The sequence below is a fragment of the Bacillus bruguierae genome, from assembly GCF_037104725.1.
Classification (GTDB): Bacteria; Bacillota; Bacilli; order Bacillales; family Bacillaceae_G; genus Bacillus_A; species Bacillus_A bruguierae.
Map to the genome: position 1 here is coordinate 31,974 of NZ_JBAWSX010000005.1, position 12,075 is coordinate 44,048.

The window sequence follows — 12,075 nt, forward strand, 5'->3', positions numbered from 1 at the left end:
TTAAAGTGAATTTATATAAATTGAACTAAATATTTTTTTATAAGTCCTCTCATCGCCAAGTTCCTTAAAACACATTGTCTTATAAAGGGAATTTGAATGGTGATTGGTTACTCAATTGAGAAGTGTAAAAATTAAGTTCAATTTATCTATAGGAGTATTCGGGAAATATAAAGGTTATCTATTTAACGGGATAAAAGGATTTTAAACTAACTCGTTCTTTATAAAGTACATAAATAGTTCTTTTAGAAGATTCAATATGGTGATGCCTCTTTACCAATATCAATGGAGGCACTCGGCTATACTGTGGGTTGAAATAAACCTTAGATGCTAGTCGTCAAGAGTGTGGTGTGAGGTTGGGTTAGATGCCCAAATTTTATTAAAGCTTTTAACTATGGGTTTTTGGAAAGATCTCATAGTTAAAAGTTTTAATTTTTTCAAAGTCATGATTAAAAAGGTGGGAATTTTATGACGTACCGGCAAAGGTTGTCGTTATTGCTTTTAATGGATTCACTTATAGTATTGGGTGCAATTTATTTTAGTTATTTTTTTGTAAATGGTAGTTTTCGAGTTATTACATTAACATCTGTAATTAGCTCTATAACTTTACTACTTAGCCATCATTTTTTTGCTTTTCTTTATAAGTTGTATAAAAAGGCATGGGAATATGCAAGTATAGGGGAATTATTAATTATTTTTAAAGCTATTACATTGACTATCGTTACTACAGCTTTTGTACAAAAAATAGTGATACACGAAGTTTACTTTCGTTTACTTGCTGTAACTTGGATGATACACATTTTGTTAATTGGAGGGTCCCGTTTTATTTGGCGGATGTTCCGGGATGCGTATTTTAAAAATGATGATACGAAAAAGAGAACTTTAATTATTGGGGCTGGTTCTGCGGGGACAATGGTCGTAAGACAATTGCTACAGAACAATGATACAGAATTATTACCTGTTGCATTTATTGATGATAATGTGAAGAAGCATAATCTTGATATTCTGGGAATTCCAGTAATTGGAGGAGTAAATCAGATTGAGCGTGTTGTTGAAGAATTTAATATTGAGAGTATTATAATTGCCATCCCTTCTCTTAGAAAAAAAAGATTGAATGCCATTTTTAAAGAGTGCTCAAAAACAAAAGCAAAGACGCAAATTCTTCCTATGTTAGAAGATTTAGTAACAGGGAAAGTTTCAGTTAATGAATTCCGCGATGTTCAAGTAGAAGACTTGCTAGGACGCAGTCCGGTTGAGCTGGATATGAATAGCATTTCAGAATATATAACTGATAAAGTCATTTTAGTGACTGGTGCTGGTGGTTCAATCGGTTCAGAGATTTGTAGACAAGTCGCAAAGTTCAATCCAAAACAGTTAATTTTATTAGGCCATGGGGAAAATAGCATTTACTCCATTGAAATGGAATTGAGAGAGTTATATGGTAATACAGAGATTATATTTATTCCAGAAATTGCAGACATACAAGACAGTCAGAAAATGATGTCAGTGATGAATAAATATCACCCGCACGTTGTCTATCATGCTGCTGCACATAAACATGTCCCATTAATGGAATATAATCCGGAAGAAGCTGTGAAAAATAACTTGATGGGAACGATGAATGTTGCAAAAGCAGCAAGTTGGCACGATGTTGAAACGTTTGTTATGATTTCTTCTGATAAAGCAGTAAATCCAACAAATGTTATGGGAGCAACGAAAAGATTGGCTGAAATGATTGTTCAATATACAAATAAAACAAGTCATACAAAGTTCGTTGCGGTTCGTTTTGGAAATGTATTAGGAAGTAGAGGTAGTGTAATTCCGTTATTCAAGAAGCAAATTCAAAAAGGCGGACCAGTTACAGTTACTCATCCAGATATGGTTCGTTACTTTATGACTATTCCGGAAGCATCAAGGCTAGTTATGCAGGCCGGGGCTTTAGCTAAGGGCGGAGAAATTTTTGTATTAGATATGGGAGAACCAGTGAAAATTGTCGACCTGGCTAAAAATTTAATTAAACTATCAGGAAATTCTGTTGAAGAAATTGGTATAGAATTTACTGGGACGAGACCGGGAGAAAAGCTTTTTGAAGAGCTATTAAAAGATGATGAAATGATTGAACAACAAATTTATCCGAGAATTTATGTAGGAAAAGAAACTAATATTTATATAGAAGAAATTGAAAAAATTATTTCTACACACTCTGATTTGGATAAAGAAGAGTTACGAAACATATTATTAGATTTGGCTAATAAACATAACGCTTCAAAAATATTAACACCAACATTGGGTTAACGGTTTGTGGAAGCTGTACTTGAATCAAAAATATAGTTGAATGGGTGTGTGATTTAATTGCCTAAGAAAGTGTTGTTTTGTGCAACAGTAGATTACCATTTTAAAGCATTTCACTTACCGTATATGAAATGGTTTGCGGAGCAGGGATGGGAGGTACATGTTGCTGCAAGTGGTAATATGCACCTTCCATATGTACATGAAAAATATGATATTCCTATTCAGAGATCACCTTTTAAAAAGCAAAACTTCCAGGCATATAAGAAGCTTACATCAATTATCAATAAAAATAAGTACAGCATTATTCATTGTCATACACCTATGGGAGGAGTGCTTGCCCGCTTAGCTGCAAGAAAAGCGAGAAGACAAGGAACTAAGGTGATTTACACAGCTCATGGATTTCATTTTTGTAAGGGTGCACCTCTTATAAATTGGCTTGCATATTATCCAATTGAAAGAGGATTAGCTTCTTATACAGATTGTCTCATAACAATCAATACAGAAGATTACAATCTTGCAGCGAAACATCGATTTAAAGCAAAGTGTATTGAACACGTTCATGGAATAGGTGTAGATACGGAACAATTCAAATTGGTAAAAGAAGAAGATAAACGAGATTTAAAGATGAAATTTGGATACAAACCAGATGATTTCCTAATGTTCTATGCTGCTGAATTTAACAAAAATAAAAATCAGCAATTTTTGCTTCGTTCGTTAGCCCTACTAAAGGATGAAGCTCCTAACGCAAAGCTTTTACTCGCAGGAAAAGGTCCATTAATGGAAGATTGTAAGAGCTTGGCTATTGAGCTTGGAATTGCCGATATGGTTCATTTTCTTGGATATCGAACGGATATTGCTTCATTAGTACCAATGTGTGATATTGCCGTTGCATCTAGCCTTCGAGAAGGTTTGCCAGTTAACATTATGGAAGCTATGGCTTGTGGTCTTCCAGTTGTAGCTACTGATAATAGAGGACACAGGGAGCTTATAAAGGATACAATAAATGGTTATATTGTATCGCCAAAAGAGGAAGAACTTTTGGCCACGCGAATACTGGAGTGTATTCAGTCAAGAACACTGCGTGAAAAAATTGGGATTGAAAATGTAAATAGAGTAAAAAAATACTCAATTGCCCAAGTAGGTGCAGAATTGAATAATATTTATACACAATATATGTTGAGGGATGTAGATGAAACCAAAAGTCAGTGTGATAGTGCCTATATATAATGTTGAACAATACGTAAGTAGATGCTTGGATAGTTTGTTATCACAAAATTTTAGTGATATCGAAATTATAGCTGTAAATGATGGTTCAACAGATGGAAGTGCAAAAATACTTAATGATTATGCAAAAAAAGATAGTCGTATTATGGTGATAGAAAAGGAAAATGGTGGTGTTTCTTCAGCTAGGAATGAGGGGATACGCGCGGCAAACGGGGAATATATTGGTTTTGTTGACCCAGATGATTGGGTCGATAAAGATATGTATGAGTCAATGTATAATAGTGCAGTTGATGAAAAAGCCGATATTGTTATGTGTACGTATACTCGAGAGTTTGGCAGTCATTCAAAGATAAAAGAATTCAACCTTCCTGAAAAAGTTTGTTATCACAATGAAGAAGTCCAATTAAAAGTTATGAGACGCTTGGTTGGTCCTTTAAATGAAGAAATAGCAAATCCAGAACTTCTCGATGCATGGGGGACGGTATGGTCAAAGTTATATCGCTCAGATATTCTTAAAGAAAATAATATTGAATTTGTGGACCTTAGTACTATAGGGACTAATGAAGATTCTCTTTTTAATATTTATGCTTTTTATTATGCAAAAACTTTTGTTTTTATCAATAAACCTTATTATCATTATTGGAGGGTAAACACTACATCAGTTACATCGTCTTATAAGCCTAGTTTAATGAATCAGTGGTTTCATCTTTACAGTGTAATTGAAAATTTCTTAGATGATAAAAACATGGGAAAAGATTTTTATATAGCCTTAAATAATCGCATATGTCTTAGTACATTAGGGCTCGGCTTAAACACAATAAGCAAAGAAAATAAAGTATCTGCTTTGATGAAAATCAGCAAGTTACATTCGATTTTAAAGGATAAACGTATCAAACAATCCTTTAGGCAATTTGAAATGAAATATTTTTCAGTTGCTTGGAGGGCATTTTATTTTTGTGCGAAGTTTCGATTCACACTAGGATTTTATTTCATTTTAGTAGCAATTGATAAACTCAGAAAAATAGTTAGATAGGAGGGGGAATATTGGAACCTAATCGTATATTGCAAGTAGTGACGATCATGAATCGTGGCGGGCTTGAAACGATGTTAATGAATTATTACCGAAAGCTGGATCGTAATAAGATACAGTTTGACTTCATGGTACATAGAGAAGAAAAAGGGCATTATGATGATGAGATATTGAGTCTTGGCGGAAGAATTTATCGAATGCCGCAAATAAGACCTGGTAATTATCGTTCATATTTCAAACTACTTGATAAATTCTTTACTGCTCATCCTGAATATAAAGTAGTACATTCCCATATTAACGAAAATAGCAGTTTTGTACTTGGAGCAGCCAAACGTGCGGGTGTTCCTTGCCGTATTGCGCATAGTCATTTAAGCGATTTGGGTATAGATATAAAGCTACCTTTTCGTTTGTATGCGAGATTTTCGATGAAGGATAATCCAAGCAAGTATTTTGCATGTTCAAAAAATGCAGGACAATGGTTATTTGGACGGAAAACATGTGAGGCTAAGGGAGTAACTGTTCTTAACAATGCAGTTAATGTAGAAGAATTTCAATATGATGAAGAAATTAGGAAGCAAATAAGGAAAGAAATAGGTGCAGAAGATAAATTAGTATTAGGACATATCGGAAGATTTAACAAGCAAAAAAATCATGATTTTCTAATTGATGTGTTTAAAGCTGTACATGATAAGAATCCTAATTCCCTGCTTGTTATGGTAGGGGATGGTCAATTACGACCATTGATAGAAAAGAAGGTAGCTACCTTAGGGTTATCGTCACATGTGAGGTTCTTAGGGGTTAGAGGAGATATATCATCCCTTATGCAAGGGTTCGATTTATTTCTGTTTCCTTCGCTTTTTGAAGGGTTGCCGGTTGTGTTGGTTGAAGCGCAGGCTGCCGGTTTAAAATGTGTTATATCCGACACTATAACAGATGAAACGGATGTGTCCGGTCGAATGGAGTTTGTGAGCTTAAAGGAAACGCCGGAGGTCTGGGCAGAAAAAATTCTTACTTCATCATATGACCATGAAGATACGTCTGATTTATTACGTAAAAACGGATATGATACTGCTACGATGGCAAAATGGCTAACGGATTATTATTTAGATCATAGTTACATATAAAACAAACTTAGATTTCTGGAGGTTTTGTGATGGGTCCTACTTTAACTGTCTTTACACCTGCGTTTAATCGTGCGTACACATTACATCTATGCTACGACAGTTTGAAAAGACAAACTTCTAAAGACTTTATTTGGTTAATTATTGATGATGGATCTACAGATAACACAAAGGAACTTGTGGAAAAGTGGATTTCAGAGGGTTTCGTTCCAATTCGTTATTATTATCAGGAAAATCAAGGAATGCATGGGGCCCACAATACTGCTTATGAATTAATTGATACAGAACTAAATGTTTGTATAGACTCTGATGATTATATGGCTGATGACGCTGTGGAGAAAATCCTTTCATTTTGGAAACAAAATGGAAGTGATCGTTATGCTGGTATAGTTGGATTGGATGCAAATCAGAATGGAAACATTATCGGAACTAAAATGCCGTCTGATTTAAGAGAATCTAAACTTTCAGATTTATATGTAAAACATAAAGTGAAAGGGGATAAAAAACTTGTATATCGATCCGAACTTACACGTAACTCCCCGCCCTATCCAATATTTCCAGGGGAAAAGTATTGTCCACTTAGTTATAAGTATATTCTGATTGATCAAGAATGTCCCTTACTTATTATGAATGAAGTGCTGTGTTTTGTAGAATATTTAGATGATGGGTCAAGTATGAACATTATTAAGCAGTATAAGAAAAATCCACGTGGTTTTTCTTTTTTTAGGAAAATAGCCATGCAATATGCACCTTCATTTAAAGACAGATTTAGAGAAGCCATGCATTATGTGTCCAGTAATTTCATGATAAAAAACTATAAATTTTTAAAAGAGTCTCCATGTAAATGGACTACTTTCGTGGCAACGCCTTTGGGGTTTTTGCTTTATTGTTATATTCTGAATACACATAGAACTACTGTTTTGAAAAAAAATAAAACGAGTAGAGGTACAGGTAAAGAAGAATAGGGATGGAGTTATATACACTTAAGATATGGAAGTGATTGGTGAATGACTGTATTATGGGTGAATCTTGCTTTAGTTTATTGTTTTTCTTTTTTTGCAAGGTATTTTTCTAAACCGATTATTATGAGGGGATCTTTTATCCGACCAAATAAATTTTTAGTGTTTTGTGCTATGACCACATTAATATTAGTATCGGGCCTTCGTAATAATATTGGAGATACTTTTGCCTATATGCATTCATATGCCACTCTCAATTTTAGCTGGGAAATGATTAAGTCGGAAAAGGACATTGGATTTAATATTTATCAAATGTTTTTACAAAATTTTTCCCATGATCCGCAACTGCTGATTTTTGTAACAGCATTGATTACAAACCTATTGATAGTGCTTGTTTTATATAAATATGCAAGAATGTTTGAGTTAAGTTTATTTGTATATATAACAGGTGGCATGTTTTTAACTTCGATGAATGGAATAAGGCAATTTTTGGCAGCTGCAATTGTATTTGCGGCAACAAAATATATATTTGAAGGTAATTGGAAAAAGTATATTTTAATTATCCTACTTGCATCAACTGTACACCAGACAGCGCTTATCCTCATTCCTATTTATTTTATAGTTAGGAAAGAGGCTTGGTCAAAGCAAACGTATATTCTTCTTGTTTGCGCGGTACTTATCGTTATAGGATTTAACCAATTTATGGATGCTTTATTTGCAGTTATAGAGAATAGTCAATATAGTGAGTACAAAAACTTTTCTGAGGGCGGTGCAAATATACTCAGGGTTATTGTTTATGCCGTACCGATTATTCTCGCTTACTTAGGGAAAGATAGATTAAGGGAGTTGTTTCCTAAAAGTGATCCTGTTGTAAATATGTCTATATTAGGGCTTGTCTTTATGATTATCTCAACCCAAAACTGGATATTTGCTAGATTTTCTATTTATTTTGGATTGTATCAACTCATATTAATTTCTTGGGTTGTAAAATTATTTACTGAAAAAGATCGAAAGCTTATTTATTATGGGATTTTAATATTCTATCTTGTGTATTACTACTATGAATGTGTAGTAAGCCTTGCAGGCGTTGGATATGGAAGTAACTTTATAAAACTTTAGAGTTATATATAAATCCGAATTAAAAACCTGACATAAACCCCTTTTCTTTTTAGGTGGTCGGGAGCATCTGGCCATGCGTAGAAGCGGTCAGTACCTATTTCTGTCACATGCGAAGTTCAAACAAAGAGAGACAGAAAGTAGCGGGTTATGTTTTGCTTGGCATGGCGGCGACTTGTGTGTTGGAAAGCCAAGTTGGATTTATATATGAATAAGTATAACGAATAGAGCATAAAAAAAGGGACTTCCTACTTTAAAGAGGAGGCTTTAAAGTGAAAAAACTTAAAAAAATACCCAGGACTATACATTACTGCTGGTTTGGAGGAAAAGACAAACCTGACATTGTCAAAAAATGCATAGAGAGTTGGAAAAAGAATCTACCAGAATATGAAATACTAGAATGGAATGAAGATAATTTTGATATAAATTGTAATTCATATGTAAAAGAGGCATACAAAGCTGGCAAATTTGCATTTGTAAGTGATTATGTTAGGGTACATGCTTTATATTATTATGGCGGTATTTATTTGGATACTGATGTGGAGGTATTTAAATCTTTTAATAATCTATTGCATCATGATTCATTTTGGGGATTTGAACAAGAAAATTACATAGCTACAAGCACAATAGGAGCGGCTAAAGAAAATAAGCTTATAAAAACATTTCTAGATTCATATGAAGAGAAGGGTTTCATTAAAGAGGATGGAAGCTATGATGATTTGACGAATGTAGCTATTGTGACAGAGATATTAAAAAATATAGGATTAAAAACAAACGGAGAGTATCAGGAAATAGAGGGAATAGGAACTTTCTATCCCCAAACATATTTCTCACCATATGACTATATTAATTGCAGAAAATTTATAACAGAAAATACACATGCTATGCATCATTTTTATAAGAGCTGGTTACCACCTAAAGCGCGGATAAAGGGTAAAATAAAATTAATTTTAGCCAAAATCATAGGTGGGGATAATATTGCTAAGTTGAGACAACATGCGGGGCGAAAAGAAGCTTTTAAGGAGAAAATGCATGATTAATATATTAAAAAAAATATTCCAAACGCTAGTTACAGAAAGTCGTAACAGAGGGTTATATTTTGCAGTGTTGATGAATCTTTCACACTTAATCGGTGTATTAAGAGGTGTTTTCTATAAGTTAATATACTTCCGTAATATAAATTGCTCAATTTTTGCACTCCAAACAAAAAGTAGGATAGAGGTTTTTAATAAGCATTCAAAAATCAATATTGGAAAATTTGTGTTTGTCAGAAGAAATACGAGTATTCGAATTGATTTTAATGGGGTACTAGATATAGGTGAGAAAGTGTTCATTAATGATAACTGTAACATTAACTGTATAAATAAAATATCAATTGGAAAAAACACAAAGATAGCTCCTAATGTAAGTATTAACGATCATGACCATAATTATAAGAACATTGAAGATGAGCACTTAATAAAGGGTGAAGTAAAGATAGGAGAGAATGTTTGGATTGGTTCTAATGTAGTTATATTGAGGGATACGTTTATAGGTGATAATACTGTGATAGCTGCTGGAAGTGTTGTAAAAGGAAATATTCCTTCAAATACACTGTTTGTAAATAAACGAGAAAACGTATGTATCAATCGCACGAGTTGAAGCAGTTCATGTGAAAGTGTCGTCTATATAATTTCATAATGTATAATGATTTCACTCATATCAAGAACAAAATATGAACGCGGGGAATTACATGAAGAAAAATATTTTAATTTCTATGTATGATATGGAAATTGGCGGTGCGGAAAGAAGCTTAATTAATATGCTAGAAACCTTTGACTACAACACATATAACGTAGATTTACTAATATTAAATCACACAGGAGATTTCATGCATTTAATCCCTGATAAAGTTAATGTGTTACCTCAAATAGGTAAATACACCGTATTTAGAAAATCCATTAGGCAATGCATACGGGAAGGCTATTTTTTAGCATCAATTATAAGAATAGTAAGCAAGTATATCGCAGGTAGAAAATCAAAACAACGGCAATTAAAAGAAGGATCAGGATATATTCAGATGCAACTTGTTTCAAAATATGTATCATACTTCTTGCCTAAACAGAAAAAAAAGTATGACTTTGCAATTAGTTATGCATGGCCACACGATATTTTAGCTGATAATGTAAATGCTGATAAAAAAATAGCTTGGATCCATACAGATTACAGTACGTTAGAAATTGATAATGAATTAGATCTTACTATGTGGAATAAGTTTGATTATATTGCATCTATATCAGATGAATGCACAAAAGCGTTCTTGACTGTATATCCATCATTGAAAGAGAAAATCTTGCTTATAGAGAATATTACTTCACCAGAGTTTATTCGGAAAATGGCTGCTAATGTTGTAGATTTTAATAAGCAAGATAATGGTACTTTTAATATCGTATCGGTTGGAAGATTGTCGTATGCCAAAGGGTTTGATCGTGCTATAAAAGCACTTAGAATGTTGCACGACAAAGGATTTAATAATATAAAGTGGTATGTGATAGGATATGGCTCAGATGAATCTATTCTTAGAGAACTAATAGCAGAGAACAATTTAGAAAATAGTTTTATATTATTAGGCAAACAAACCAATCCATATCCATATATGAAAGCATGCGATTTATACGTGCAGCCGTCTCGATATGAAGGAAAAGCAGTTACAGTGACAGAGGCTAAAATACTTGAGAGTCCTATATTGATTACGAATTATCCTACTGCAGCTAGTCAGTTGGAAGATGGATTTGAAGGTATAATATGCGATTCAAGTATTGAGGGGTTAGTTAAAGGGATTGAAACTCTATATAAAGATGATAAGCTCAGAAATACATTGATTCATCATCTGAAAAGTAGGGAATATAGTAATAGTTATGAGTTAGATAAGTTATATAAAATTATTGAAACCTAAAACAAAAGGAGCAAGCAAGTAGCGGTTATGTTGTATTCTACATAGCAGCGACTTATAAAGAAAAGCGGAGCTGACTGTTTAGGCCTGTTGGCTAAGGTTCTTCACCGTAACATGGGGTTGATTTTTTCGAAAATGAAACATTTTTCATACACGGAACGGAGAGTGGCAACTCCTGCGGGAATAGCGAGGAAAGTGAGATCCCGCAGGCTTGCCGAGGAGGCTCGCTCTCGCCCGCGGAAAGCGTCCACTCGGAGTGGAGTGTACATCTATCTATATGTTACCCCCGTCTTTTGGTGATGAACCGATCATAATAAAAATGTATGGATTATTATAATGCAGGGTTTCCTGGTAGAGGCGGGATTTAGGCATGAGCATAAAAGTAAGTGTAATAATACCGGTTTATAATGCAGGAAAATATATTACACAGTGTGTAGAATCACTTTTAAATCAAACACTTCAACAATGTGAATTTATATTTATTAATGATGGTTCGACGGACAATAGTAGAGAAGTTATTGAGCGTTATAAAGAATTAGATAATAGGATAATACTTATAAATCAAGAAAATCAGGGCGTAAGCATTGCCAGGAACAAAGGGTTATGTTTAGCGACTGGGGAATATGTTGGATTTGTTGATGCTGATGATTACATAGAGAGAGCAATGTATGAAGTATTATATAACTCTGCAAAGCAAGATGATTGTGATGTAGTTATATCAAATATTAACGGTGAAATGGAAGGACATAAGGTAGCAATAAGGTATCCATTTCCAGTAGATACTGTTCTTAAAAAAGAATATATAGATCAAGAACTATTGCCTTATTTTCTTAAGACAGATCATTTAAATACTGCTGTGAATAAAATTTATAAAAATAATATAATAAATGAAAATGATGTGAAATTTCCAGAAAAAGTTGCATTAGGAGAAGACGGAATGTTTAACATCGAATTCTTTAGTAATGCAACTAGTATGAAATATATAAATTATGCTGGATACCACTATAGAGAGGTAACTGGCAGTGCTACTAGAAATATAGTAGAAAAAGATTATTTTAAGAGAGCCGTAGAAGTGTATAACATGGAATTGCCACAAATATATACTGATAAGGTCGACAAAGTAAAGGCGCACCAGTTAAAATCAATAAAATTTATAAATAGTGTAATGTCATATATATATATTTATTTTACCCCATCTAAAGATGTAAGTTTTAGTACGAGGTATAGATATGTAAAAAATATGATTCGAAATAAATATGTTAGAGAAGCGTTACCTGTTTATTGCAGTGAAAATTACAGTAAATTAGGAAGATATGAGAAAGCTGTGATAGACATGATAAGGAAAAAGTCGGCAATTGGACTATATTGTGCTGTTGCTTACAGTAGATTTCGAAGTAAATAGTT

The 12,075-nt window shown here is 33.4% G+C and carries 10 protein-coding genes; all 10 read left to right on the forward strand.

Annotated features, from left to right (window positions below):
- Positions 1-465 precede the first annotated feature (465 nt).
- The 10 genes from WAZ07_RS10515 to WAZ07_RS10560 all read left to right on the forward strand — a co-directional run bounded on the left by WAZ07_RS10515 (position 466) and on the right by WAZ07_RS10560 (position 12,073).
- Positions 466-2,292, forward strand: a complete 1,827-nt coding sequence (locus WAZ07_RS10515; protein WP_336472401.1) for a polysaccharide biosynthesis protein — start codon at positions 466-468, stop codon at positions 2,290-2,292.
- A gap of 57 nt (positions 2,293-2,349) precedes the next feature.
- A complete protein-coding gene (locus WAZ07_RS10520; RefSeq protein ID WP_336472402.1) occupies positions 2,350-3,516 on the forward strand; it encodes a glycosyltransferase family 4 protein in 1,167 nt (388 codons plus the stop codon).
- Positions 3,479-4,546, forward strand: coding sequence for a glycosyltransferase family 2 protein (locus WAZ07_RS10525; protein WP_336472403.1), 1,068 nt, complete (start codon positions 3,479-3,481; stop codon positions 4,544-4,546). Before WAZ07_RS10520 ends, WAZ07_RS10525 begins: the two co-directional genes overlap by 38 nt.
- An 11-nt stretch (positions 4,547-4,557) precedes the next feature.
- Complete coding sequence (locus WAZ07_RS10530; protein WP_336472404.1) at positions 4,558-5,667, forward strand: glycosyltransferase family 1 protein; 1,110 nt, start codon at positions 4,558-4,560, stop codon at positions 5,665-5,667.
- 29 nt (positions 5,668-5,696) lie between these two features.
- Positions 5,697-6,629 carry a glycosyltransferase family 2 protein gene (locus tag WAZ07_RS10535; RefSeq protein WP_336472405.1) on the forward strand — a complete coding sequence of 311 codons (933 nt, stop codon included), beginning with the start codon at positions 5,697-5,699 and terminating at the stop codon, positions 6,627-6,629.
- A 42-nt stretch (positions 6,630-6,671) separates the two neighbouring features.
- Positions 6,672-7,742: an EpsG family protein gene (locus tag WAZ07_RS10540; RefSeq protein WP_336472406.1), complete on the forward strand. Its 1,071-nt coding sequence runs from the start codon at positions 6,672-6,674 to the stop codon at positions 7,740-7,742.
- A 269-nt stretch (positions 7,743-8,011) separates the two neighbouring features.
- On the forward strand, positions 8,012-8,779 hold the full coding sequence (locus WAZ07_RS10545) for a glycosyltransferase family 32 protein (protein ID WP_336472407.1): 768 nt from the start codon (positions 8,012-8,014) through the stop codon (positions 8,777-8,779).
- Entirely contained in the window at positions 8,772-9,380 is a 609-nt protein-coding gene (locus tag WAZ07_RS10550; protein WP_336472408.1) for an acyltransferase, read from the forward strand. Before WAZ07_RS10545 ends, WAZ07_RS10550 begins: the two co-directional genes overlap by 8 nt.
- A 91-nt stretch (positions 9,381-9,471) precedes the next feature.
- Positions 9,472-10,674: a glycosyltransferase gene (locus WAZ07_RS10555; RefSeq protein ID WP_336472409.1), complete on the forward strand. Its 1,203-nt coding sequence runs from the start codon at positions 9,472-9,474 to the stop codon at positions 10,672-10,674.
- A gap of 367 nt (positions 10,675-11,041) precedes the next feature.
- On the forward strand, positions 11,042-12,073 hold the full coding sequence (locus tag WAZ07_RS10560) for a glycosyltransferase (protein WP_336472410.1): 1,032 nt from the start codon (positions 11,042-11,044) through the stop codon (positions 12,071-12,073).
- Positions 12,074-12,075 lie beyond the last annotated feature (2 nt).